We start from the raw sequence: 24053 nt of genomic DNA, 5'->3' as shown, positions 1-24053 counted from the left end.
GCGATAAAAAATAGGTTAAGAAGGCCCACTCATTTGGAGTGGGCTTTTTGTTTTATCGGATGGATGCAAAATAAACCCAGAGGATAAAAAACAACTGTAACGGAATTCGGAACCAAAGGTAAGCAGTTCCTGGGCCGTTCAATTGCCCTGTTTGATAATTGATTTGATGTATTGATGCCTTTACGTTCGCGGGTAAAATCAAAATAAAAAACGCAATAAGGAGCCAACCCACTTGAACCTGATATTGGGGAAACAGAAGGGCAACGGCAAAGATGATTTCAATAACACCCGTTACCACTACCAACTCCTTTTTAAACGGCATAAACGAGGGAATAATCTCGGCCATACCCCTTATAAAAACAAAATGTCCAATGGCAGTGAACACCAACATAGCGGCCATGGCAATGCTACCGGCAAGCTGATAATCCCATTGTTCGCGGGTAAATTTTAAGATTGATGAAGAAATAATAAAGGCGGCAATAAGTACAATGAGTGGTTTCATACTTTTTTGTCAAAATTCCAGCATTACCGCTTCAATAGCAATGAACCCAGGTTAAGAAATACGCTTTCGGATACGGCTCAACGCTTGCGGGGTAATACCAATGTACGAAGCAATATATTTGAGGGGAATCTCACGGATGAGTTCTGGCCGTTCATCAAAAAGATTGAGATAACGCTGTTCCGCGCTATCACGTAAAAGGGAAAGCTCTCTTTTCGATTTTTTCAAGAAAAGCTCCTCGCTGGCCCTTCTCCCGATCAAGTTTCCGATTTTGGAAGATGCATATACCTCCTGAAGCTCTTTATAGTCCAGGCGCCAAAGTACCGTATCCGTTATCGTTTCTACCACATATTCGGATGGTTTTTGGGTCAGGAAAGAGTCATAAGCACTTACAAAGGCCCCGCCAAAAACAAAGCCAAATGTAAGCTCACCGTCCTCTTGTGGAATATAGAGGCGGACAATTCCTTTTTCTATAAAGGACAGATGGTTCTCCACCTTGCCCGCTTCAACCAGCTTACTTTTTTTGGGGAATACATGTCGGCTTAATTTTGATGAAAAAACCTTCCAATCGTTTGATGAAATCCCATATTCCGATTCAAAATAGTGCCTGATCTGTTCCAAACCGCCTTTACTTTAGGGTTGACTCTTTTTGTACGAGAAAAACATAAAAGCCCCCAAACCAATTTCTATGATCGATCCTGTAAAGGCAGAAATGGCAGGAGAAGCCTTCAAAAGAAACAGCGCAAAAGACGCTGCGCCCAATATACCGCCCAAAATCCAATACGTTTTGATGCCATAAAGCGTAGTGAACGTTAAATATCTTCCCCCAATGATCAATAACATGCCCTGAAAAAACCAAGCATGGTCCTGTAGAGAGAGGAGCAGGGCCAAGGGAATGCACATCAGCATAAAAATAGTGCCTTCCATAATAAGCTTGCCCAAAGGGTTTTGTTTAGAATGGCTTCCGGGAACCCCTATTAGTTTGGCCATTAACAATCCTAGGGGATGAATGAGCATACCGCCAAAAAACAAGGTCCAAATAGCGGTTTGTGAAGAAACCAAAAAAGCTACTAAAGCCGCTACCATCCATACCGTTCCAGAAGCTAAAACCCCCAACGCGCCATCAGCATAGCCTTCACGTAAATCAGCTTGTGCACTTGAAATGGAATCAATAGAAGTTTCCTCTATATTTTGTGTTTGTTTGTTCATTTTTGATGATGAGTTATAGTTACCTTTTTGACTTTTTCTCTCGAATCACGGCAACCATTGCCACAATCAATAAAATGTTGGAGACGATTCCCCATAGTGCACTATTGCCTTTTTTCAATTCTATCAGGTTGATAACCAAAAGCGCTAAACTAATCACAATAAGAAGTACAGGAGCAATCGCTTTTTTCCCAAACATGATTACAGTTACATTTAAAGTTCAATATCCAGTTGTCGGCCTTCTTCCTTTGCCTTGTTGTCCATTCGGGATCCCATGGCAAGTCCGATCGACATTCCCACGGGCAGACCAATGCCCAAAAACGCCATATTCCCCAAACTAAGGCCCAAGGCCGCTCCAATGGGCAGGCCAAAAACAGTCATACCCAGAACAAACCAAGTCTTTCGGTAGTAATTAATGGGTACAATTTTAAGTTTTTGGGCCAGGGTGCCTATAATTTTTGATTGTACTTTGCGGATTTCATTTCTTAGAATTTTATCGGAATCCGTTACTGCGTTCAGTGCCGTAATCTGCTTATTGATGACCAACATGATTTCTTCGGGTAGTTTCTTTTTCCTGATTTGGACGATCAAACGTTCAAATTGCCCGTAATATGCCTCGGTCTTTTTCGATAGATTTGGTCTTTGAACGGGTTCAACGATCATGGAAGAACTTTATTATTGCATCAAATACACCAAAAAAACCGTGGGAATCAAGTACACAACAATGGTTTGGGCCCCAACATAATCTTTGGCAACACGTTGCCCCAACAAAAGCATCAACAAAGTTATGGCAGAAAGAACGGCCCCATAAAAACCAAAAACACTTTCTCCATCAACGGCAAATTGAAAAACACCCACGCCGCAAAGTATTCCGGAAAACATTTCGAATACCAGAACAATGCTTAGCAGTACGGGCACCGTTCCTTTAAAAATGGATTTGGAAAAATGGCCCGTTAGCCAACCCAGATTGCCTTTCCAATCTAAAAGTTTGTCAATCCCGCTCTGTAGAAAAGTAATGGTCAAGAACACCAGCAGTAGTATTTCTGTGGCATTTGAAAATAAATCATCCATGATTAGTTTTATTTAGGCGGCCTTTGCATGCAAAAGCCGAGTAAGTTTAATGGAGAGATCTGTGAAAATCAACTTGGAATTTCCGTTGCGTTCCACGTGAAAAATTGCTTGCTCCAACTCCTTTACAATATCCAAAATATTGTTTTCATGTACAAAAGGGGCAAACTTGTTCAGGTCAAAACCCTCCATGTGCACTTTGGCATAAACAAGTTCGTTTGCCTTGTAGTTGAGCATAAGCGCTTGCCGCATTATGGTTAAGCAGTAGTTCAGGAATTTTTTTTGGACTTCGCGCCCTGTTTTGGCGACCTCCTCGCTCCATAAGATCAGTTCCTGTACGGCACCTTTGTTGCCCTTGGCTTTAAAGGCGCTCCGCACCCATTGCACAAACCAACGTTCGAACACCAAATCTTCAGAGTCTTTGTTCAATAGATCAAGAGCCTTGTTAAAATTACCGTTCGCTTCCAGTGCAATGGTAAGTGCTTCGGTTTGTGCCACTCCCCGCTGTATAAGTTCATCGGTAATTACTTGTTCGGCCAAGGGAGGGAAATTTAAAATTTGGCAACGGGAACGAATGGTGTTGATGATTTGTTCCTCATCTTCTGCCAAAAGGAGTAATATGGTCTTGTTCGGGGGCTCCTCGATTAACTTCAAAAGTTTGTTGGCCGCGGAAACGTTCATTTTTTCGGCCATCCAAACAATAAGGACCTTGTAACCTCCTTCGTAAGACTTTAAGGAAAGCTTCTTAACCATGTCCTGAGCTTCATCCACCCCGATTTGTCCCTGCTTTTTTTCAATGCCGATGTGGCGGTACCAATCAAACAAATTGCCATAGGGCTGGTCTTTTACAAACTGTCGCCATTCTTCCAAATAATGATCGCTCACGGCATGCGACTTTACCTTGTCCGAATTGGAAACAGGAAATGCAAAATGAAGGTCGGGATGTGTCAATGAGTTGCATTTAGTATTGCATACGGTGTTTTCCCCGTCATTTTCTCCACCTGTATTGCCACAGAGCAAATATTGGGCATATGCCAGTGCCATGGGCAGCACCCCGGAACCTTCGGGGCCAACAAAAAGTTGTGCGTGTGCGACCCTGCCGGTTTCCGCAGTGGTCACCAAATGGTTTTTGATATGCTCGAGTCCTAAAACATTTTTAAAAAGCATGTTCCAAAGATACATTTTTAAGTGTTGAACCCCTTACGTGTTTGATTTAAAAGAGGAGTGTTATGGTTGCCGATCAATATAATCAGTGGCGGTAATATCCCTGAATTGGACGCCACCTGCTTGGCAGACCTGCAGACCAATGGAGGAAAGTAAAGTGAGTACATAAAAAAAGCCCCGAACCGGGGCTTTTCTCAACAGATCAATATATTTGTTTAGGATGATGTGGTTCCGGTCACTGTTACATTGGCGCTTAACTGTAAAGCGGATGTAATTTGTAAAGCAGATAGGTCGAGCCCAGTGGTCGATTCCACCTCTAATGTTGAATTAAAGTAAAATTGATTGCCATCTTGGGCGTAGGACACAAAAATCAATTCGTATTCCCCAGCCGATAGAAAGTTAAGGCTGAAGGAATTGTTAAGCCCACTGGCCTCGGCACTTGTAATGGCATTGGCAAAGCGCACATTGCTTTCTCCTTGCCCCTGAGTTTCAACTTCTGCATTATAGGTGCCTTTTTCATAGGCATATACCACAATTTTGTCCGATGTGTTTTCTGCATCGTTTATGGTTCCTTCAATTTCTCCAGTAGTTTCCTGGTTTACGGCCCGTATTCCTGCGGAGAGTTCGGACGTCGTCACAAAATCAAAATCCGTTTCCAACGTACCTTGATTTTCCTTTATGGTCTTTCGCAAATCAAAATCGATAACGACCTCATTGGTATTCGAGGCAAACACCTCAAAAGTATCCACAATGTCAATGCTGCTCGCAGAGGATGTTATCTTGTCCTTGGAACCATCTGCCATTTCTACGTAACAGCCCGGGGAATTTCCGTCCATATCGGTTTCGTAGTCCAGCACCAGTTCAAGGTCGGAATATGCTCCAGCCTCCAATTGCAGGTTGCCCAAGGTTTTAGTCTGACCATTGACAAGGGCGGCCAAATCAAAAGTAGTTTTGTTAAAGCCCTCCAGTGATGTGCCATTGACCTTTACATCGGAAACCGTAACAAAAACGGATTCAATTGCTGCGTTGTCCACTGGGGCATCTGTGATTTTAAAGGTTGTGTTATACGATTCTTTCTCTACATTGTCATTACCATTGTCATCGCTACAAGAAAAAGCCAATACGGCTATTCCAATAGCAAATCCTACATTTTTCAAAAAAGGTTGCATAAAATTTGAGGTTTTGGGGTTAATAATCACTTTACCTTATAACAATTAAAAATGGTATAACCCTACTTTTGATCGGACAGCTTCCAAGAGATACATGTCAAATACAGCTTCACTCTTATAAAACGGAATTGGTTTATGTTTTGACCCTTCCATGGTGTTCCATTGTCCATATCTTTGGCCTTGTAAATTGGCTTTTAAGGCCACACTTGGACCGAAAACCCTTCTTTGGTTATCGGCCAAAACGAACAACAAGGAATCCCGCTAGGAACCCTTGCGCAAGCAGGAGCCAGTGTAACATATCAAATTAAAATGGTTAAAAATTGAGAAACTTTAAAATTATGGGGCCGGTCTGTCCATTGAAAAAGCAGGAAATCTTTACATTTGAGACTCTCAAAAAAGACCACACTACATGAAGACGATAGACGATTTTAATTTCAAGGGAAAAAAAGTATTGATCAGGGTAGATTTCAACGTGCCGTTGGATGGCGATTTTAATGTAACCGACACCAGCCGAATTGATGCAGCCAAACCTACCATTCTTAAAGTTTTGGAAGATGGCGGATCTCCAATTTTGATGAGCCACTTGGGAAGACCCAAAGGAAAAGCAAACCCGGACATGTCACTTTCCCACATCACCGAAACCGTATCCGATATCATTGGGGTACAGGTAAAATTTACAGAAGACTGTGTTGGAACAAAAGCAGATGAAGCCGTCGCTGGATTGCAAAGCGGAGAGGTGCTTTTGTTGGAAAACCTTCGTTTTCACGCCGAAGAGGAAGCAGGAGATGAGTCTTTTGCTGAAGCATTGTCAAAGCACGGAGATGTATATGTGAACGATGCTTTCGGAACAGCCCACCGCGCACATGCATCAACAACCATTGTGGCTAAATTTTTCCCCGAGAACAAATGCTTCGGATATCTGTTGGCTAAAGAAATAAAAGCGATAGACAAAGTGATGGAAACTGGAGAAAAACCGGTTACCGCCATTTTGGGCGGAGCAAAAGTATCTTCCAAAATCACGATTATCGAAAACATATTGGACAAAGTTGACAACCTTATCATTGGCGGCGGTATGACCTACACTTTTGTGAAGGCAAAGGGTGGCAAAGTAGGGGATTCCATTTGTGAGGATGATAAAATGGAATTGGCTTTGGAGATTCTTAAACAAGCCGAGGCCAAAAACGTGAAAGTATACCTGCCTGTAGACGTTTTGGCTGCCGACGACTTTGACAATGGTGCCAATACACAATTTGTGGATGTAGATAAAATCCCTGATGGATGGCAAGGACTGGACGCTGGTCCAAAAACCTTGGAAATCTTCAAGCAAGTGATTTTGGCCTCCAAGACAATCTTGTGGAACGGGCCCGTAGGTGTTTTTGAAATGGAGAACTTTGCCAAGGGAACCATTGCCGTGGGCAACTATATTGATCAGGCCACCCAAAGTGGAGCCTTTTCCTTGGTTGGTGGCGGAGATTCCGTTGCAGCCGTGAAACAGTTTGGTTTCGAGGACAAAGTAAGCTACGTATCCACCGGGGGTGGGGCCATGTTGGAAAGCTTGGAAGGGAAAACCTTGCCGGGTATCGCTGCAATATTGGGCTAAGTCTCACGTTGTGAGTTATTGGGGGAAACGTTAAAAGACGAGGGATTTTTGTCTCTGGACTTTATTGTTTCAGAAAAAAAAGCCATTTTCGTTAGTCCCAAAATCAAACCTTGTCCAAATGAGCCAGAAATTGAAAATAGTTGTTTTTGCGGCCATCATGTCCGCAGCTCCATTTTTAAGTGCGCAACAAAAAGCGAACACCACGGGAACGGAGCAGGATTCCACAGCACTTCAAAAGGATGAAAATCCGGCTGTTCAAGTATCCCATATTAAAATTGATGGCCAGCTCATGGCCTTGGAAACCCACGAGGATGGAAAGTTTAGGTTGCATGACCTAGAAGAGGCATGGAAATACGACAGCCTTTGGTTGAACGAGCTTCACAGCAATGCGGATTTGTTCAGCGATATGTTGTTGGAAATTCAGAAAGGCCCTGAACACGATTCCATTGTTGTTGTGGATTTGCCAACGGATACCTTAAAGGCTCGATTGGCTCGATTGGATGCAAAAACACCGTTCAACATTACCTATAATTCATCTTTGGAGAGTGTGATCAAATCTTTTTTGACACGAAGAAGGGATTTGATGCAGCGCATGATTACGGCCTCTCAATTTTACTTTCCTCTGTTCGAACAAGAGCTCGACAACCAGAACATTCCTTTGGAAATTAAATATTTGGCGATCGTGGAATCCGCCCTTAATCCAAAGGCAAGATCCAGAGTGGGCGCCAAGGGGCTTTGGCAGTTTATGTACAGCACGGGCAAAATGTACGGACTGGATGTAAGCAGCTATGTGGACGAAAGACACGACCCCATAATGGCCACCAAAGCCGCGAGCAAATACCTTTCCAGATTGTACGGTATTTTTGGGGACTGGGATTTGGCATTGGCAGCATACAACTCGGGCCCGGGAAATGTAAACAAGGCCATACGCCGTTCCGGTGGATATGAAAACTATTGGAACATCAGGCCCTTTCTTCCACGTGAAACGGCAGGGTATCTTCCAGCTTTCTTGGCCACCATGTACATTTTTGAATATGCCGAGGAGCATGGGTTGCAATACAAAAAAGCGGAGCGCCCCTATTTTGAGACAGATACCGTTCATGTAAAAAACTTGATCACCTTTGATCAAATCTCCAAGCTGGTGGACATTAGCACGGAGGAACTTGAAATGTTGAATCCTGCTTATAAACTCAACATCATACCAAAAGTTGAGGGAAAAGATTATGCGTTGCGCTTACCAAAATCCAAAATCGGCAAGTTTGTATCCAATGAAGAAGAAATCTATGCCTATGTGAAGAAGGAATTGGACTCTTTGGAAAAACCATTGCCCAATATGGTTACGGCCAAAGACCAGATTCGTTATCGGGTGAAGAGCGGAGATTATTTGGGCAAGATAGCAGAGCGTTACGGCGTCGGGGTCAGTCAAATTAAAAGATGGAACGGATTGCGAAGCAACAATCTTCGTATTGGCCAACGTTTGACCATTTATCCAAGAAAGCCGTATATCGCCAAAAATGATTCAAAGAGTAGTAGCTCAAAGTCTTCGGGAGCTGTTGTAAGCGGATCTAAAATTCATACGGTACGCTCGGGAGATTCCCTTTGGACGATTTCCAAAAAATATCCTGGAGTTTCTATAGAGAATTTACGAGAATGGAACGGTATTAGTGGGAATAACCTAAAACCGGGCACAAAACTTAAATTGTGTGATTGTTCTTCGTAAATTTAACACAAGATGAAAAAATTAGGAATACTATTGATTGCCACAGCTTTGTTGGCATTGGGAGCTTGTAAGAACTCAGGTTCAAAGAAAAAATTTCTTCCGCCATCCACAGGAGGCATCAACTCCTTAATGGTTATAATGGACACCGAGCTTTGGAGAGGTCCCGTAGGAGAAAAAATAAGGGACGAATTTGCCGCACAAATTGTTGGTTTGCCACAAATAGAGCCCAAATTTACCCTTACCCAAGTGCCCCCCCAAGTTTTTAAGGGCACAACCACACATTCCAGGTCCATTCTATATGTAGAGCAAGATTCAACTTCTTTGGCGCACATAAAGGACGATGCATACGCAAAGCCACAAAAAGTAGCCGTGGTAACCGGGCCAACCGAGGAAGTGATGATCAAAAACTTGGATTCCTTGGCCGATAGGGCCATAAAAGAATTCAAGGCAAACGAGATTGCCGAAGCGCAAAGGCGTTTTGAACGCTCCTTAAGCAAGGACAAAGCATTGGAAGAAGAGTTTGGAATTCAACTCGACGTCCCGTCACTTTATAAGGTTGGGAAAAGAGAGGACAACTTTGTTTGGATGGATATTCAGATTCCGAAAGGCACCATGAACATCATTGCTTACGAAATGCCGTGGGATTACTTCAGCAACGATTCCACTTTTGTTGAGGACATTGTAAAAATGAGAGATTCCATAGGTGAAAAGTACATTCCTGGACCTTATGAAAACACCTACATGATTACGGAGAAAGCTTTTGCGCCCTATGTGTTTCCAGCTGAGATTGGAGGCAAAAAGGCCGCTGAGGTAAAAGGAGTCTGGGAAATCCACGGATATCCGATGGCAGGCCCGTTTTTAACCTATATCATCAACGATAAGGAAAACAATCGCAAAATGATTATCGAGGGGTTCACCTTTGCCCCTTCAGAAGCCAAAAGAGATTATATGTTTGAGCTGGAGGCGATATTGAAAACGGTGGACTTTGAGCCAGCTACTCCTGCGGCTGACTAGAAAAACATAGTTAACACAAAGCAAAAAGGCCAGAACTTTTATAGTTCGGGCCTTTTTTGTTCTTTTAAAGCTTAGGGGGGTTAATCAAATGCAAAGCCTGTGGATATCCTGTAAATAAAGGCATAAAGCACTATAAAGAACAAGATAAAACTGAACCAAGCGAAAATTTTAAAATATTTTTCTACGATAAAGTGTCCCAAGTTGCGGAACCCTTCAACATAAATTTCTTTGACAAGTAGTAGTTTTTTCATAAGTATGATTTAAGGTTTAAAGACAAGCCAAAGGTTTGATTTTGTGTAGGAGGGAGGAAAACTAAAGGACAAAAGGCGGTAAAAACAGGTTGAAAGCCTTAGGTAAAGCTCCAGAATCCACAAGTACGGCGCTTTGATCGATAAAACGCATATTGCCATAAGCAGTCAAGAGGACAGAAATATCGACAAACTGCATTTGAAAGCGAAAAAGAAAAATAACGGATTGATCAAAATGGTTGGGCCGGTTTATTCAGAGACCAGAATAAATTCTGACCTTCTGTTTAAACGATGTTGGTCCGGAGCACAGGGTGTTCCGTTGGAACAATCGTTCAACAAACGTTCTTCGCCATAACCAATGGCACTAATGATCCTTGAAGGGTCGATTCCATGGGAAACAAGGTAATCACGAGTAGATTTGGCGCGCTTGTCGGACAGATATTTGTTGTAGACTTCTGGGCCAATGGCATCGGTATGGGATGCGATTTTTAAGGACAGGTTTTCGTTCTCTTTTAATAAGGCAACGAGCTTATCCAATTCTTGAGCGGAACGCGGGGTGATTTTAAAACTATCAAAATCAAAGTATACATCGCTGGGCTCAAACAGATCAACTATTGGTTTTTCCTCAACAAGTTTCTTTAAGTATTGGGTTACCGAAATATTTTCGTTTTTCTTGGTTTCCACGGTCATACTGTCCCTAACAAACCCTTTTTTCTTGGCCACAACGGTGTAGTTTGTTATTGAATCAAGGTTTTTGAACAAATAGTTGCCAGTTGTGTCCGAGACGGTTTCATTTATCAGCTTGCCTTCGTTGCTGTACAAGGATATATTGGCTTTGTTCACGGCTTCACCTGTTGACTCGTTTTCAACGGTGCCGACAATGGCATTTAGGTTGAGTATGTATTTAAAGGAGTAAATATCGTCATCACCCTTGCCACCTTTGCGATTGGATGCAAAATAGCCTCGCTCGCCCGTAGCATCAACAATATAGGAGAAATCATCTTTGTTACTATTGATGGGTTTGCCTAGGTTGACCCCTATGCCGAACTCCCCATTTGCCCCATCAGATCTGTACACATCCAAACCACCAAAGCCCATGGGTCTGTTGGAAGAAAAATAAAGGGCGTTTTCTATAACGTATGGGAACATTTCCTTGTCTTCGGTGTTGATGGCCCTTCCAAGGTTTTTTGGCTCAGAAAAGCCCCCGTTTTCGATAATATCAACAACATAAATATCTGTTTCTCCAAAACCACCTGGCCTATCGGACACAAAATACATTTTTGTTCCATCTGGACTAATGGTCGGGTGGCCTGTCGAATAATCTTCGCTGTTAAAGGGAAGCTCTTCTGCCTTGCCCCATTCACCATTGGTAAATTGAGAACGATATATTTTTAGGTGGTTTATACCGTTTTTGCCCCTTTTTAAACGTTTGCCATAGTTGTTCCTTGTAAAATAAATGGTTTTTTGGTCAGGAGAAAATGCCATGGAGGCCTCATGGTACTTGGTATTTATTTTTTTTGAAAATTTTCGCGGGGAGGAAAGGTCACCTTCCTTGTTCTTGCTTTTTGCAACGTAAAGGTCGAGGAAAGGTTGATTGGTACGACGGTAACGCCGACTTGTCAAAAACAAGGTGTCCTTTGCAGAGGCATAAACAATATCGGAACCGTTGTGGAACATGGGAGAAAAATCAGAATATCGGGAGTTAATGCCCAAATTTTTGATTTTAACGGTGTAGGCGCCTTCCCATGTACGAGGGTCTATTTTATTAAGCTCATTTAAGGGCTCGTCCCTTTTTTGCCGCAAGATTTTTGTTAGGGTTGCAGCCCTGCGATACTTTCCTGTTCCCTTTAAAGTTTGGGCATATTTTAAATAAGCATCCTCATGCATTTCCTCTTGATGTTGTCGGTAAAGCTCGTGGTACCATTCGTAAGCCTTTTCAAGATTTCCTGTGTAGTAATGTGAATCACCTGCTTTCCACAGCAAAGCTGAGGTGTGCTCGGTCTCTGTTTTTTCAAGAACAATGTCGAAAACGCGAGCTGCTCTGGCGTACCACATTTTATCAAAGTAATCGTTGCCTAAGGCAATAAGTTTTTCGGTCTTTCCTTTATCACCCAGACCACCTTGATGGTTTGCTAAATTGGAGTCGCTGTTTTCTGAAGGGGCAAATCTATTGGAAGAGGAGGACGACCCATCAATTTCGGACAGGGCAATCTCTTGGGAAAACACCCCAAAAGAGCATAGGAAGAATAAAAGTAAGATAAGTCTTTTCATTACCACTCCATCTGCACAAATGAACGATTGGGTTCATTTGGAGGTTAAGCATAGGGGGCTTAACAGTTTATTTTCAACCGCTAAAATAGGATATGGTAAGTGGGGTGATAATTTTTTGTTGTGAAAGGGGGAATATGCGGCGTTGAATGCAGAAAAGATGTTGTTGATGGTTGAAAACCATTAAAAACACAGTGCATTTCAGGCCACAAGAATCAATTTAGGATTTCGACTCGTTTGTTTCGCCTTCCAGTTTTTCGTCTTCCTTGGTAGCGTTTTTGAATTCTTTGATTCCGCTTCCAAGGCCCTTCATAAGTTCTGGAATCTTTCTGCCTCCAAAAAGCAAAACTACCACGGCAACGATCAAAACAATCTGCCAGGGACCTAACATACCAAGAAATATAGTTTGAGAAATCATATCTTCAAATGCTTTGATTAGAAATGTAAAAGTACTAAAAAGATGTTGAAGAGCACATTCGATTAACGAAAATTAGCATTTGAAAATGATTTTTAGGAATTTATCCCCTACGCTTTTTAAAAAAGCTTAACATGCATATTAAAATCTAAGCCTATCTTTGTTCACCATGGCAAAGGACAAAAAGAAAAGAAAAGAGATAAAGCGAAAGCTGTTGCACAAGTATCGCTTGGTAATTCTTAACGAAAGTACCTTTGAGGAAAAGATATCCTTTAAGCTCAACAGGCTTAATGTTTTTGTTACTGGAACTTTGTTTATTATTGTCTTGATAGGGGTCACCACCTTGATCATTGCCCTTACCCCGCTAAGGGAATATATTCCAGGCTATTCTTCCACAAGGTTAAAACGACAGGCCACCGAGCTTACCTATAAAACGGACTCGTTAGTCACCGTACTTAATTATACCAACAGGTATTTAGATAATGTAAGAAAGGTGCTGCGGGGAGATATCGAGAATAATCAAGTAAATCGCGACTCACTTTTTGAACAATATAAATTAGATCCAACTTCCGTGGACCTTACCCCGATCAAACAAGATTTGTTGTTGAGGGAAGAAGTGGAACTGGAAGATAAATACAATCTTTTTGAAAGAGATATCGAGAACTTGGGAACTCTGTTCTTTTCGCCCGTCAACGGAACTATCTCGCAAGAGTTTGACCAAAAGACCAAACACTATGCCGTTGATTTGGTAGCACCAAGGGAAACACCTGTAAAATCCATTGCAGATGGCACGGTTTTATTTGCAGAATGGACAACGGAAACAGGGTATGTAATCATTATCGAGCATCAAGAGGGAATAACCTCCGTATACAAGCACAATGGTTCCTTGAGCAAATCCCAAGGCGATTTGGTAAAAGCAGGGGAAGTAATCGCATCCATTGGAAATACGGGAGAGCTCACAACAGGGCCCCACCTACATTTTGAGCTTTGGAGAAAAGGAAAGCCTGTTGATCCACAAAACTATATTGATTTCAACTAAATGTCCCTAAAAGCGTTTGCAGCAAAAATATTTGCGAATCGGATAGCCAAAAAAACCGATAAATGGGTAAACCGGCCCGTAAAAACCCAACAAAAGGTGTTTAATCAACTGGTTGCCCAAGCCAAGAGCACTGTATTTGGCAAGGACCATCAGTTCGAAAGTATAAAATCGCACCAAGATTTTGTGGAACGGGTCCCCATTCGGGATTATGAGGAACTAAAAGGATACATCCAACAAATTATTGATGGCAAGAGTGATGTGCTTTGGCCGGGAAAACCCATTTATTTTGCCAAAACTTCGGGCACCACTTCCGGAGCGAAGTATATCCCCATTACCAAACCATCTATAAAAAACCAGGTCGAAGCCTCAAGGAATGCCATCCTCAACTACATTCACGAAACCGGAAACGCCGATTTTGTGGATGGAAAAATGATTTTTTTACAGGGAAGCCCCATTTTGGAGGAGAAAAATGGAATCAAATTGGGCAGACTCTCCGGCATATCCGCCCATTACGTGCCCAACTATCTCCAAAAAAACCGATTGCCGAGCTGGGAGACCAATTGCATTGAGGATTGGGAGACCAAGGTGGACAAAATTGTTGAGGAGACCGAAAGGGAGAACATGACCGTTATTGCGGGAATACCCTCTTGGGTGCAGATGTATTTTGAAAGGCTCAACGCCAAGACGGGTAAAAAAGTGGGCGATCTCTTCAAAGAGTTCCAATTGTTCATTTATGGAGGGGTCAACTACGAACCATACCGGGCCAAGTTCGAGGACCTGATCGGAAAAAAAGTGGATAGTATCGAGCTTTTTCCCGCGAGTGAAGGCTTTTTCGCCTATCAAAATTCCCAAGAGCAAAAGGGAATGTTGCTGCTTTTGGATGCAGGAATCTTTTATGAATTTGTAAAGGCGGATGAGTTTTTTGATGAAAACCCGAAACGATTGACCATTGCGGATGTGGAATTGGATGTGGATTATGCCATGGTAATTTCTACCAATGCGGGACTGTGGGGCTATAATCTAGGCGATACCGTTCGGTTTGTTTCCAAAGCCCCGTACAAAATTGTGGTGTCGGGGAGAATCAAGCATTTTATTTCCGCTTTCGGGGAACACGTAATTGCAAAAGAAGTTGAAGAGGCACTGCAATTGGCCGTGAAACAAACGGATGCGGTGGTAAACGAATTTACCGTAGCACCCCAGACCAACCCGAAAGAGGGAGAACTTCCCTATCACGAATGGTTTATCGAATTTCAGAAAGAACCATCAGATTGGACGAAATTTTCTGAAATCATCGAAGAAAGCATGAAAAAACAGAACAGCTACTATTTTGATCTGATCGAAGGGAACATCCTTCAACCCCTAAAAATCAGCAGCATCAAACCAAATGGGTTTCAAGACTATATGAAATCCATAGGCAAATTGGGCGGACAGAACAAGGTGCAGCGCCTTGCCAACGACCGTAAAGTGGCCGATGGATTGCATCCCTTTAAAATTAGTTGACCCAGAACTGTTTAATTTTTATAGGAAATCACTTATTTTGCCAGAAGTTATGATGGCAACAGAAGTAAAACAGACAACCAGGGCACAAGAGTCCACGAATGCAATCGAGCGTTTGTACATCACTATGCGTCATTTGCTCAACCGTGGGTTTTATAAACCATCGGGCGTTTCGGGCAACGCACTTCGAAATGCACTTTTATTGCTAAGGCCAGAAATTTACGGCACCATTGCAGAGGACAAGGCGGAACTCAACGGACTTATCTATGTCTTGGAACGCTTGCCCGAAGGCATTGAGGAGTGCCGTTTCATCAATCTGACTTCCGATGAGGGCTTTGCCAAATCACACTTAAAACCCATTGTACCGCCCAAAAGGCGAAGAAACTGCTACCGAATAGACGATGAGCAGATGAACATCGAAATCACACGCGGCAGAAGCGATATCTATGATATTTTGACCCACCTTACCTTTTTGTTCGTGGAGTCGGGCAAAATCTCAAGAAGGGTGTTGGTCGATGATGGCAATGCCACCATTCGTGATTGGGACAAGCTTACCGAGTTTGTGCTGAGCGAGGAAAAGGATAATGACCAGCGAGAGGTGGCCCTGATCCACTGTGCCAATATTTTGGGAAGGACCTTTGATGAGGTGGTCGATATCCAAAACAAATTAAAGACCGCGAAGGATCCCGATCGTTTCTTAAACGTGATGTATTGGTTGGGCAAGCTGGCCATCGAAGAAGAGACTACGGGCAATAAAAGAACGATTACCTTCAGCCCTTTGTTGCGGGAGCGTTTGGGGCACCACATCCATGGAGAAAAATGGGCCGATAAAATCAAACGCACCTTACAAAAGCATAACTTATTGGATAGGCCGCTACATATCATCAGTGCCAACATGCACAGTGTTATGAACTCGCTTTTTGCCAAAAAGGCATTGGCCCAAGAGTTTCCCGATAACGAATCATTGGACATTTATGAGGCATTGGGCTCCGAGAAGCATAAAAACCTCAATAAAAAAGTAAAAAATCTTGCCGAAAAGAACGGTATGATCTTTTTGGACGACGAATCCGGAGCAAACATTGACGTTCAAATCTTTGATACGGCCAAGTTCGGAAAGCAGAGTTGCTGCTATAAGTTGCCAGAGGATATTTCGGAGGAAGAAAAACCCGTTATATTTGTGATGGACTATGCCTTTGGGGAACAAGCCTATGAAACCATAGATGAGTTGTTAAAACCTATGGAGTATGGGGAGGAAAAGGTTTTCCTGAATGTTGATTCGGTTTCCATTATGGGAAAGGCTGGTATTTTGGAAGGCGGTAAAGGCGATTTAATGATTCCCTCGGCACATATTTTTGAAGGAACGGCTGACAATTACCCCTTTAAAAACGAACTTAACGGCTCGGATTTTGAGGGCCATGGCCTAAAAGTAATGGAAGGCACCATGGTTACCGTTTTGGGGACATCCTTGCAGAATAGGGACATCCTCCAATTTTTCCATGAATCCACATGGAACGTGATAGGTTTGGAAATGGAGGGGGTGCACTATCAAAAAGCGATACAATCGGCATCCCAAATCCGAAAAAGCATAAAAAAGGATGTTAAGGTACGTTACGCCTATTATGCGTCGGACAATCCCTTGGAAACTGGAAGTACCTTGGCTTCTGGTGGACTGGGAACAACAGGGGTCAAGCCCACATATTTAATTACGGACAGGATTTTAAAACAAATATTCAATTCATAGGAAATGGCAGACCAACCAGTAAATCAGAATAATTCAGATGAAATAGATTTGGGACAATTGTTCCAGATGATCGGGAGGGGTTTTCAGAAGTTCTTCAATTTCATCGGTAGCATTTTCAAAGGAGTTTTCCACTTGGCAATGCTGTTCCTCATTTTTGTACAGAAAAACATCATCGTCATAGGGGCAGCCGTTATCATTGGCGGGGTTGGAGGATTTATTTTGGACAAAACCCTACCGGAAAAGTATATTTCCAGAATGGTTGTGGAACCCAATTTCAACAGTGTTCAGCAGCTGTACAATAATATAGCCTTTTATAATGATTTAGCAGAGGCGCAGGATTCCGTAGCTTTGGCCACGGCATTGAACATTACCGAGCACGAAGCGGCCAGTGTTAAGGAAATTTTCACCGATTCATATTCCGATGAGAACCAGAAAATAAAGCTCTTTGATGAATTTATTCGTGGTTTGGACACTACTACGGTTAAGGCAATTGATTATGAAAACTATTTAAAAAATTTCAATTCGATGGATGCTCGGTTCCATCAAATCTCTGTAATAAGTACGGATAATAAGGTGGCCAAAAAGGCGCAACCGGCCATTATCAATTCGATTTCTGTCAATCAATATTTTAAGCTTCAGAAAAGAATCAACGATGAGAACTTGGACCTCCAGGAAGAAATCTACAAAAAACAGCTTGCCGAGATTGACTCGCTACAGAGCCTGTACAAAATAGTAATGGTTAAGGAGGCAGACAAACCTATGCAAGGGACCAATATTAATCTTGCGGAAAGTTCAGATTCACAAGGCAGGGAGTTGGAGTTGGTGCAAGAAAAAGATGTTCTCAAAGAAAAATTAGTTGCCTTGAACAAAGAACGGGCCAATAAATCCACGATTATCAATGTAATAAGTGATTTTCCCACAAGAGGGGTGGAACTAAAGGGAATTTGGAACAGTTATAAGTTTAAACTTCCCATATTGTTGTTGGTCTTGGTGTTTGGAGTTTTGGCCTTACTTGCGTTGAACAGGTACCTCAAAACATATAACCAAAAATAGACCAATATTTAGAGAGTTAAGTAGTTTTTGACATTGGGCCAATCAAAATAAAAAATGGTATGAGGCGAATCTTGGTAACAGGAGCCGGGGGTCAATTGGGCCTCACATTACAAGAACAGGCCCATGATTTTCCAGAGGTTTCCTTTGATTTCAAAACATCCAAAAAACTGGACATCACCAAACCAAAAGAACTGGAGAAATTTTTCTCAAAAGAAAACTATGATTTGTGTATCAATTGCGCTGCATATACCCATGTAGAGGATGCAGAGAAGTACTCCGAAAAGGCTTTTGAGGTCAATGCGGAAGGGGTGAAAAATTTGGCCGAGGTATGTAGAGACCATAACACCACATTGATCCATATTTCTACGGATTATGTTTTTGATGGGGAAAAAGAAGGCCCATATACTGTTGATGATAAAACCAACCCTATCAACGAATATGGTAGGTCCAAACTAAGGGGAGAAAAGTTTATTCAAGAGATTTTACCGAACCACTATATAATTCGTTCATCTTGGTTGTACAGCAAAAAATACGGTCATAATTTCTATCGTTCAATTTTAAAAAAGGCTCTGGCGGGAGAAGATTTGTACATTACAGATACCCAAAAAGGATGTCCGACCAACACGGAGGCATTGGCAAAATTCATTTTAAATGAAATCGTGTTGGAAAAAAAGGCCTTCGGCATATATCATTTTACGGATGGGAAGCCAATGACGTGGTATGAATTTGCCAAGCAAATACTGGATGAAAACGGGTTAACAGACCAGGTCAAGCTTGTTTTGGACCCGAATTATCGTACTTTCGCAAAGCGGCCAAAGAACAGTGTTCTTTCATGATTAACAAAGAGTTTTCTTTTTTAGGAAACAGGCACATAGGGTTATAAAGGAGCTTACATGGACAAGGGTATTCCAAAAAATATTTTAATCACTGGTGGAGCCGGGTTTATCGGTTCCCATGTAGTTCGACGGTTCGTAACCAAGTACGATCACTACAAAATCTTTAATCTGGATGCGCTGACCTATGCGGGAAACCTGGAAAACTTAATAGCTATTGAAGAAGCCCCGAACTACTCATTTGAAAAAGGGGATATCGCCCATTCCGATTTTATCAATGAACTTTTCTCTAAACATAAGTTTGATGGTGTAATCCATCTGGCCGCAGAATCCCATGTGGACCGTTCCATTTCGGACCCCTTATCTTTTGTGCGAACCAATGTTTTGGGCACGGTCAACTTATTGAACGCTTCGTTGGAGTTGGCCAAGAACAACCCAAACTTCTTGTTTTATCACATAAGCACCGATGAGGTGTATGGAAGCTTGGGAAAAGAGGGGTTTTTTACCGAAAGCACAGCGTATGATCCAAACTCGCCTTACTCCGCCTCAAAGGCGAGCTCCGACCATTTTGTGCGAGCTTATGGAGCAACCTATAAATTACCGTATGTTATTTCCAATTGCTCCAACAATTATGGTCCTAATCAATTCCCGGAGAAATTGATTCCTTTGTTCATTAACAATATCATACAAAACAAGCCGTTGCCTGTTTATGGTGATGGAAATTATACCCGTGATTGGTTGTACGTAAAAGACCATGCCAAGGCAATTGATTTGGTATTTCACAAAGGGAAAAAGGGAGAGACCTACAATATTGGGGGATTTAATGAGTGGAAGAACATTGATTTGACCAAATTGTTATGCCGATTGATAGACAAAAAACTCAAAAGACAAGAAGGCTCCTCAGAAAAACTGATAACCTTTGTAAAGGATCGTCCGGGACACGATTTAAGGTACGCCATTGATGCCATCAAAATAAACCAAGAATTGGGATGGGAGCCATCCGTAACATTTGAGGAAGGTCTTGAAAAGACCATAGATTGGTATTTTGACAATCAGGAGTGGCTGGATCATGTTACCTCGGGAGACTATTTGGAATATTATAAAAAGCAATATCAAGCATAAAACACAATGAAGGGAATCATCTTGGCAGGAGGAACCGGCAGTAGGCTGCACCCACTTACCCTTTCGGTGAGCAAGCAGTTGATGCCCATTTACGACAAGCCAATGATTTATTATCCATTGTCCACCTTAATGTATGCGGGAATCAAGGATATATTGATTATATCCACACCAAAGGACCTCCCGTTGTTCCAGGAACTGTTGGGTGACGGACAAAAGTACGGCTGTTCCTTTTCCTACGCGGTGCAAGAATCCCCAAATGGATTGGCGGAAGCCTTCATTATAGGTGAAGATTTTATTGGGGAGGACAAAGTAGCCCTCATTTTGGGGGACAACATTTTTTACGGCGCAGGCTTGTCCAAACTGTTGCAAGCAAACAATGACCCCGACGGAGGAATCATTTATGCATACCGAGTCAACGACCCACAGCGATATGGTGTGGTAGAATTTGATGAAGCAGGAAAAGCCATCAGTATTGAAGAGAAGCCAAAGGAACCCAAATCCAATTATGTAGTGCCAGGGATTTATTTTTATGATAATGAGGTCATCTCCATTGCCAAAAGCATACAACCCAGTGTAAGGGGGGAATTGGAGATTACTGATGTGAACAAGGCATACTTAAAAAGAGGTAAACTCAATGTAAGTATTCTAGATAGAGGAACGGCTTGGTTGGATACCGGCACGTTCCAAGCCTTGATGCAAGCCTCAAAATTTGTAGAAGTGATCGAGGAGCGACAAGGCTTGATAACTGGGTCGATAGAAGCAGCGGCGTATGAAATGGGCTATATCGGCCAAGAAGCATTAAAAGAGCTGGCAAAACCATTGATGAAGAGTGGTTACGGAAAAAGATTGTTGGGCATATTGAGCAAAGAGGCATGATCAAGGCAACGGAGACCAAGTTAAAAGGGTGCTTTATAATTGAGCCCACAGTTTTTGAAGATGAGCGGGGCTATTTTTTTGAAAGCTATAACCACAAGGATTTTTGTGAAGCGATTGGACGAGAAGTAAACTTTGTGCAGGATAACCAATCCTTTTCCAAGAAAGGGGTACTCCGGGGGTTGCATTTTCAAAAAGGAGAGCATGCTCAAGCTAAGCTAATCCAGATTCTTGAAGGGACAATCCAAGATGTTGTAGTTGACTTTCGTAAAGATTCTCCTACCTTTGCGCGGCATTTCTCCATGGAGCTGAGCGACAAGAACAAAAAACAGTTATTTGTGCCTAGAGGTTTCGCCCATGGGTTTTTAACGTTGAGCGATACGGCAAAAGTAATGTACAAGTGCGATAATTACTATAACCACAAAGCGGAGGGAGGACTTCGTTTTGATTGCCCAGACCTAAATATAAAATGGAAGCTGAATAAAAAAGAAATAGTTCTTTCAAAAAAGGATTCAACTTTGGTGCATGAAAAAAACTTCAATCATATTGATTGGAGTTAAACAGAATATTTATTCTAGTTTTGTCAATGTTTTGAAATGTGCAAGGGTTTGAAGGGCAATAGAAAAAGAAAAGGGTATTAAACTTAGCAGGATTATAATAAAACTACAACAGAATGACTTTTGAAGGAAAATCAGTTTTAATCACTGGAGGCACAGGTTCATTGGGTAAGGCTTTAACCTCTCATATATTTTCTAAACACCCAGAAGTAAGGAGGTTGATTATTTTCTCTAGGGATGAGCAAAAGCAATTTCAAATGGCTCAGGAATATCCTCATAAAGAATATCCACAGATACGTTTTTTTATTGGTGATGTACGAGATAAGGATAGATTGGTAAGGGCTTTTAAAGGGGTTGATTATGTGATTCATGCAGCTGCAATGAAGCATGTTCATTTGGCAGAATATAACCCTGAAGAATGTATCAAAACAAACATTGGAGGGGCACAAAATGTGGTGGATGCCTGTTTTGAAACCAAGGTAGAACGAGTTGTTGCATTATCAACAGATAAAGCATGTGCACCTATAAACCTCTATGGTGCAACTAAATTAACTTCTGACAAACTTTTTATAGCGGCAAACAATATTAAAGGAGACAGACCAATTAGATTTTCGGTAGTAAGATATGGAAACGTCATGGGTTCAAATGGATCTGTGATTCCATTTTTCATCAATAAAAAAAAATCTGAAGGAGTACTTCCTATTACTGATTCCAACATGACTAGGTTTAATATATCGTTGCAAGGTGGTGTTGATATGGTAATGCATGCTCTTGAACATGCCTGGGGAGGTGAACTTTTTGTGCCTAAAATCCCCTCGTATCGAATAATGGATGTTGCTGAAGCTATTGGTCCCGAATGCGACAAACCTGTGATTGGGATAAGGCCTGGGGAAAAACTGCATGAAGAAATGATTACAAGCTCCGATTCCTTTTACACGTATGATCTTGGTAGGTATTATGTCATTTTACCGGCAACGCATAGCTGGAAACTGGATGATTTTATAGAAGCTTTTGATGCCGCCAAAGTGCCAGAAGGGTTTAGATATAATTCTGGAGAAAATACCGAATGGGAAACTGTTGAAAACCTTCGTTCACTTATTGTTAAGCATGTTGATGAAACTTTTAAGGTATGAGCTTGAGCCCAATAATACCCTATGGTCGTCAGTCGATAGATGAAACTGATATACAATCAGTTATAGAAACATTGACCTCTGACTTTTTAACCCAAGGCCCAAAAGTTGCAGAGTTTGAAGAAAATTTTGCCGAATATGTTGGCTCAAAATATGCCGTTGCAGTTAGTAACGCAACAGCTGGATTGCATTTAGCGGTTTTGGCAATGGGTCTAAAACCTGGCGACAGAGTAATAACTACCCCAATAACATTCGCCGCCACAGCTAATTGCGTAAGATATGCTCAAGGTGAAGTTTGGTTTGCGGATATAGACCCAGAGACTTACCTCATTTCGTTTGAAAAAACAAAAGAATTAATTGAAAGTAAGTCCAAAGGCTTTTTTAAAGGAATTATTCCTGTAGATTTTGCTGGATTGCCTATAAATCTTGAAAAATTCAGGCGATTGGCCAAGGAACACGGGTTATGGATTATTGAGGATGCTTGTCATGCACCAGGAGGGTTTTTTACGGATTCAAATGGGGAAAAACAGTTCTGTGGAAACGGAAACTATGCAGATATTGGTGTTTTTTCGTTTCATCCAGTAAAACATATTGCTTGTGGGGAAGGAGGAATGTTGACCACAAATGATGAGAAGCTATACAACAGACTACTGCTATTAAGAACTCATGGGATAACCAAGGATGGCATGGAGGAGAATCATGGAGGGTGGTACTATGAGATGCAAGAACTTGGATTCAACTACAGACTTACCGATATCCAGTCTGCCCTCGGAATAACACAACTTGTGAAGAACAACGAGGGGGTTTTAAGAAGGAATGAAATAGCCGAGAGGTATAAAACTGCATTTAAAGGAAAATTAAAATACCAAGCATTACCAGATGAAAGCTGGAATGCCCATCACCTTTTTGTTGTAGAAGTAGAAAACAGGAAGGGATTGTATGATTTTTTAAAAGAGAACAACATATTTGCTCAAATTCATTATATCCCCGTACATACCTTGCCTTATTACAAGAGAATAGGTTATGATAATGCTGATTTAAACAACGCACTTAGATATTATAGCAAATGTATTAGCTTACCAATGTATCCTTCCTTGAAAGATAACGAACAGAATTTTGTGATAGAAAAAATGCTAGAGTTTAATGAATAATTTGGCAATCATACCAGCAAGGGGAGGAAGCAAAAGGATTCCGAGAAAAAATTTAAAACATTTTTTAGGGAAGCCAATAATTGCCTATTCGATTGAATTGGCAATTCAGAGTAATCTCTTCACAGAAGTAATGGTTTCAACTGAAGACGAGGAAATAGCAGCGATTGCTAAAAAATTTGGCGCAAGTGTGCCATTTTTAAGGTCAAAAAAGAATTCAGATGATTTTGCAACCCTATCTGAGGTAATCGACGAAGTACTATCAACGTATAAAACACAGTTTGATTTTATCTGCTGTATTTTACCAACAGCTCCACTAGCAAGTCTGGAGGCGTTGAATGAAGGGCTAAGTGTACTCCAGAAAAATCAATATGATTCGGTTAGGCCGGTCGTAGAATTTTCCTACCCAATACAAAGAGCAATAAAAATTGATTCTGATAATAGGATGCACTTTTTCTTTCCGGAGCATTATAAATCAAGATCACAGGATTTAGAGCCTTCATACCATGATGCGGGACAATTTTATTGGATGACCAGCAAGGAGAGACTCCATGGCGCCAAAAAGGGAGTTGTAGTCATTAACGGCAACCAGGCTCAGGACATTGATACAGAGAAAGATTGGGAGCTAGCGGAATTGAAGTATAAATTCAATCAGCAAAAAGGAAATCAGTACGAAAGAAAATAAAAAG

25 protein-coding genes are annotated in these 24053 nt (G+C 41.7%); 14 read left to right on the top strand and 11 right to left on the bottom strand.

All coding sequences use genetic code 11. The features are described 5' to 3' along the window. Nucleotides 1-52 precede the first annotated feature (52 nt). The 8 genes from AC13CS_RS15310 to AC13CS_RS15275 form a co-directional block, all read right to left on the bottom strand. Nucleotides 53-502: a DoxX family protein gene (locus AC13CS_RS15310; protein WP_293166261.1), complete on the bottom strand. Its 450-nt coding sequence runs from the start codon at nucleotides 500-502 to the stop codon at nucleotides 53-55. A gap of 51 nt (nucleotides 503-553) precedes the next feature. Next, on the bottom strand, nucleotides 554-1120 hold the full coding sequence (locus AC13CS_RS15305) for a Crp/Fnr family transcriptional regulator (RefSeq protein ID WP_293166263.1): 567 nt from the start codon (nucleotides 1118-1120) through the stop codon (nucleotides 554-556). Between the two features lie 12 nt (nucleotides 1121-1132). Beyond that, entirely contained in the window at nucleotides 1133-1708 is a 576-nt protein-coding gene (locus AC13CS_RS15300; protein WP_293166265.1) for a DUF7010 family protein, read from the bottom strand. Nucleotides 1709-1727: 19 nt separating this feature from the next. Further along, nucleotides 1728-1904 carry a hypothetical protein gene (locus AC13CS_RS15295; RefSeq protein WP_293166267.1) on the bottom strand — a complete coding sequence of 59 codons (177 nt, stop codon included), beginning with the start codon at nucleotides 1902-1904 and terminating at the stop codon, nucleotides 1728-1730. 14 nt (nucleotides 1905-1918) lie between these two features. Then, on the bottom strand, nucleotides 1919-2368 hold the full coding sequence (locus tag AC13CS_RS15290) for a hypothetical protein (RefSeq protein ID WP_293166269.1): 450 nt from the start codon (nucleotides 2366-2368) through the stop codon (nucleotides 1919-1921). A gap of 12 nt (nucleotides 2369-2380) precedes the next feature. Further along, nucleotides 2381-2776 carry a DoxX family protein gene (locus tag AC13CS_RS15285; RefSeq protein ID WP_293166271.1) on the bottom strand — a complete coding sequence of 132 codons (396 nt, stop codon included), beginning with the start codon at nucleotides 2774-2776 and terminating at the stop codon, nucleotides 2381-2383. 12 nt (nucleotides 2777-2788) lie between these two features. Further along, the gene (locus AC13CS_RS15280) at nucleotides 2789-3940 is read right to left on the bottom strand and encodes a DNA polymerase III subunit delta' (protein ID WP_293166273.1); all 1152 of its coding nucleotides are present in this window, start codon (nucleotides 3938-3940) and stop codon (nucleotides 2789-2791) included. Between the two features lie 212 nt (nucleotides 3941-4152). Beyond that, complete coding sequence (locus AC13CS_RS15275) at nucleotides 4153-5106, bottom strand: DUF4382 domain-containing protein (protein ID WP_293166275.1); 954 nt, start codon at nucleotides 5104-5106, stop codon at nucleotides 4153-4155. 409 nt (nucleotides 5107-5515) lie between these two features. On the opposite strand from AC13CS_RS15275, the gene AC13CS_RS15270 reads away from it, so the two are divergent. The 3 genes from AC13CS_RS15270 (at nucleotide 5516) to AC13CS_RS15260 (ending at nucleotide 9440) form a co-directional block, all read left to right on the top strand. Beyond that, nucleotides 5516-6706 (top strand): phosphoglycerate kinase, encoded by a 1191-nt coding sequence (locus AC13CS_RS15270; protein WP_293166277.1) that lies wholly within the window; start codon nucleotides 5516-5518, stop codon nucleotides 6704-6706. A gap of 118 nt (nucleotides 6707-6824) precedes the next feature. Further along, nucleotides 6825-8426 (top strand): LysM peptidoglycan-binding domain-containing protein, encoded by a 1602-nt coding sequence (locus AC13CS_RS15265; RefSeq protein WP_293166279.1) that lies wholly within the window; start codon nucleotides 6825-6827, stop codon nucleotides 8424-8426. Between the two features lie 12 nt (nucleotides 8427-8438). Next, the gene (locus tag AC13CS_RS15260; RefSeq protein WP_293166281.1) at nucleotides 8439-9440 is read left to right on the top strand and encodes a DUF4837 family protein; all 1002 of its coding nucleotides are present in this window, start codon (nucleotides 8439-8441) and stop codon (nucleotides 9438-9440) included. A gap of 80 nt (nucleotides 9441-9520) precedes the next feature. Here AC13CS_RS15260 and AC13CS_RS15255 read toward each other — a convergent pair whose 3' ends face one another. The 3 genes from AC13CS_RS15255 to tatA form a co-directional block, all read right to left on the bottom strand. Continuing rightward, the gene (locus AC13CS_RS15255; RefSeq protein ID WP_293166283.1) at nucleotides 9521-9691 is read right to left on the bottom strand and encodes a DUF6747 family protein; all 171 of its coding nucleotides are present in this window, start codon (nucleotides 9689-9691) and stop codon (nucleotides 9521-9523) included. A gap of 246 nt (nucleotides 9692-9937) precedes the next feature. Beyond that, nucleotides 9938-11959: an OmpA family protein gene (locus AC13CS_RS15250; protein ID WP_293166285.1), complete on the bottom strand. Its 2022-nt coding sequence runs from the start codon at nucleotides 11957-11959 to the stop codon at nucleotides 9938-9940. A gap of 217 nt (nucleotides 11960-12176) precedes the next feature. Further along, nucleotides 12177-12374 (bottom strand): twin-arginine translocase TatA/TatE family subunit, encoded by a 198-nt coding sequence (tatA, locus tag AC13CS_RS15245; RefSeq protein WP_293166287.1) that lies wholly within the window; start codon nucleotides 12372-12374, stop codon nucleotides 12177-12179. Nucleotides 12375-12540: 166 nt separating this feature from the next. Here tatA and AC13CS_RS15240 point away from each other — a divergent pair, with 166 nt between their 5' ends. The 11 genes from AC13CS_RS15240 (at nucleotide 12541) to pseF (ending at nucleotide 24049) form a co-directional block, all read left to right on the top strand. Continuing rightward, nucleotides 12541-13410 (top strand): M23 family metallopeptidase, encoded by an 870-nt coding sequence (locus AC13CS_RS15240; RefSeq protein WP_163624300.1) that lies wholly within the window; start codon nucleotides 12541-12543, stop codon nucleotides 13408-13410. Next, nucleotides 13411-14910: a GH3 auxin-responsive promoter family protein gene (locus tag AC13CS_RS15235; protein ID WP_293166291.1), complete on the top strand. Its 1500-nt coding sequence runs from the start codon at nucleotides 13411-13413 to the stop codon at nucleotides 14908-14910. 49 nt (nucleotides 14911-14959) lie between these two features. After that, nucleotides 14960-16648: a DUF6909 family protein gene (locus tag AC13CS_RS15230; protein WP_293167256.1), complete on the top strand. Its 1689-nt coding sequence runs from the start codon at nucleotides 14960-14962 to the stop codon at nucleotides 16646-16648. 3 nt (nucleotides 16649-16651) lie between these two features. Beyond that, on the top strand, nucleotides 16652-17701 hold the full coding sequence (locus tag AC13CS_RS15225) for a hypothetical protein (RefSeq protein WP_293166293.1): 1050 nt from the start codon (nucleotides 16652-16654) through the stop codon (nucleotides 17699-17701). 59 nt (nucleotides 17702-17760) lie between these two features. After that, on the top strand, nucleotides 17761-18537 hold the full coding sequence (gene rfbD, locus AC13CS_RS15220) for a dTDP-4-dehydrorhamnose reductase (protein WP_293166295.1): 777 nt from the start codon (nucleotides 17761-17763) through the stop codon (nucleotides 18535-18537). A 57-nt stretch (nucleotides 18538-18594) separates the two neighbouring features. Continuing rightward, entirely contained in the window at nucleotides 18595-19656 is a 1062-nt protein-coding gene (rfbB, locus tag AC13CS_RS15215; protein ID WP_293166297.1) for a dTDP-glucose 4,6-dehydratase, read from the top strand. Between the two features lie 6 nt (nucleotides 19657-19662). After that, nucleotides 19663-20532 (top strand): glucose-1-phosphate thymidylyltransferase RfbA, encoded by an 870-nt coding sequence (gene rfbA, locus AC13CS_RS15210; protein WP_293166299.1) that lies wholly within the window; start codon nucleotides 19663-19665, stop codon nucleotides 20530-20532. Beyond that, a complete protein-coding gene (gene rfbC, locus AC13CS_RS15205) occupies nucleotides 20529-21089 on the top strand; it encodes a dTDP-4-dehydrorhamnose 3,5-epimerase (protein ID WP_293166301.1) in 561 nt (186 codons plus the stop codon). The genes rfbA and rfbC overlap by 4 nt, the downstream gene beginning before the upstream one ends. Before the next feature lie 113 nt (nucleotides 21090-21202). Continuing rightward, a complete protein-coding gene (gene pseB, locus AC13CS_RS15200) occupies nucleotides 21203-22219 on the top strand; it encodes a UDP-N-acetylglucosamine 4,6-dehydratase (inverting) (protein ID WP_293166303.1) in 1017 nt (338 codons plus the stop codon). After that, the gene (gene pseC / locus AC13CS_RS15195) at nucleotides 22216-23367 is read left to right on the top strand and encodes a UDP-4-amino-4,6-dideoxy-N-acetyl-beta-L-altrosamine transaminase (protein ID WP_293166305.1); all 1152 of its coding nucleotides are present in this window, start codon (nucleotides 22216-22218) and stop codon (nucleotides 23365-23367) included. The genes pseB and pseC overlap by 4 nt, the downstream gene beginning before the upstream one ends. Further along, a complete protein-coding gene (pseF, locus tag AC13CS_RS15190) occupies nucleotides 23360-24049 on the top strand; it encodes a pseudaminic acid cytidylyltransferase (RefSeq protein WP_293166307.1) in 690 nt (229 codons plus the stop codon). The genes pseC and pseF overlap by 8 nt, the downstream gene beginning before the upstream one ends. Nucleotides 24050-24053: the final 4 nt, after the last annotated feature.

This window comes from Flagellimonas sp. B-3 (genome assembly GCF_056857835.1).
Note: the sequence above shows the minus strand (reverse complement) of the source record. Positions and strands in the feature narration are given on the sequence as shown.

Excerpts from the sequence above, each read along its gene's own strand:
- AC13CS_RS15295 (WP_293166267.1), bottom strand. The coding sequence starts at position 1,904 with ATGTTTGGGAAAAAAGCGATTGCTCCTGTACTTCTTATTGTGATTAGT.
- AC13CS_RS15240 (WP_163624300.1), top strand. The coding sequence starts at position 12,541 with ATGGCAAAGGACAAAAAGAAAAGAAAAGAGATAAAGCGAAAGCTGTTG.
- pseC (WP_293166305.1), top strand. The coding sequence starts at position 22,216 with ATGAGCTTGAGCCCAATAATACCCTATGGTCGTCAGTCGATAGATGAA.
- AC13CS_RS15310 (WP_293166261.1), bottom strand. The coding sequence starts at position 502 with ATGAAACCACTCATTGTACTTATTGCCGCCTTTATTATTTCTTCATCA.
- AC13CS_RS15280 (WP_293166273.1), bottom strand. The coding sequence starts at position 3,940 with ATGCTTTTTAAAAATGTTTTAGGACTCGAGCATATCAAAAACCATTTG.
- AC13CS_RS15225 (WP_293166293.1), top strand. The coding sequence starts at position 16,652 with ATGGCAGACCAACCAGTAAATCAGAATAATTCAGATGAAATAGATTTG.
- pseB (WP_293166303.1), top strand. The coding sequence starts at position 21,203 with ATGACTTTTGAAGGAAAATCAGTTTTAATCACTGGAGGCACAGGTTCA.
- pseF (WP_293166307.1), top strand. The coding sequence starts at position 23,360 with ATGAATAATTTGGCAATCATACCAGCAAGGGGAGGAAGCAAAAGGATT.
- AC13CS_RS15275 (WP_293166275.1), bottom strand. The coding sequence starts at position 5,106 with ATGCAACCTTTTTTGAAAAATGTAGGATTTGCTATTGGAATAGCCGTA.
- AC13CS_RS15300 (WP_293166265.1), bottom strand. The coding sequence starts at position 1,708 with ATGAACAAACAAACACAAAATATAGAGGAAACTTCTATTGATTCCATT.
- rfbC (WP_293166301.1), top strand. The coding sequence starts at position 20,529 with ATGATCAAGGCAACGGAGACCAAGTTAAAAGGGTGCTTTATAATTGAG.
- AC13CS_RS15265 (WP_293166279.1), top strand. The coding sequence starts at position 6,825 with ATGAGCCAGAAATTGAAAATAGTTGTTTTTGCGGCCATCATGTCCGCA.
- rfbA (WP_293166299.1), top strand. The coding sequence starts at position 19,663 with ATGAAGGGAATCATCTTGGCAGGAGGAACCGGCAGTAGGCTGCACCCA.
- AC13CS_RS15255 (WP_293166283.1), bottom strand. The coding sequence starts at position 9,691 with ATGAAAAAACTACTACTTGTCAAAGAAATTTATGTTGAAGGGTTCCGC.
- AC13CS_RS15260 (WP_293166281.1), top strand. The coding sequence starts at position 8,439 with ATGAAAAAATTAGGAATACTATTGATTGCCACAGCTTTGTTGGCATTG.
- rfbB (WP_293166297.1), top strand. The coding sequence starts at position 18,595 with ATGGACAAGGGTATTCCAAAAAATATTTTAATCACTGGTGGAGCCGGG.
- AC13CS_RS15235 (WP_293166291.1), top strand. The coding sequence starts at position 13,411 with ATGTCCCTAAAAGCGTTTGCAGCAAAAATATTTGCGAATCGGATAGCC.
- rfbD (WP_293166295.1), top strand. The coding sequence starts at position 17,761 with ATGAGGCGAATCTTGGTAACAGGAGCCGGGGGTCAATTGGGCCTCACA.
- AC13CS_RS15230 (WP_293167256.1), top strand. The coding sequence starts at position 14,960 with ATGATGGCAACAGAAGTAAAACAGACAACCAGGGCACAAGAGTCCACG.
- AC13CS_RS15250 (WP_293166285.1), bottom strand. The coding sequence starts at position 11,959 with ATGAAAAGACTTATCTTACTTTTATTCTTCCTATGCTCTTTTGGGGTG.
- tatA (WP_293166287.1), bottom strand. The coding sequence starts at position 12,374 with ATGATTTCTCAAACTATATTTCTTGGTATGTTAGGTCCCTGGCAGATT.
- AC13CS_RS15270 (WP_293166277.1), top strand. The coding sequence starts at position 5,516 with ATGAAGACGATAGACGATTTTAATTTCAAGGGAAAAAAAGTATTGATC.
- AC13CS_RS15285 (WP_293166271.1), bottom strand. The coding sequence starts at position 2,776 with ATGGATGATTTATTTTCAAATGCCACAGAAATACTACTGCTGGTGTTC.
- AC13CS_RS15290 (WP_293166269.1), bottom strand. The coding sequence starts at position 2,368 with ATGATCGTTGAACCCGTTCAAAGACCAAATCTATCGAAAAAGACCGAG.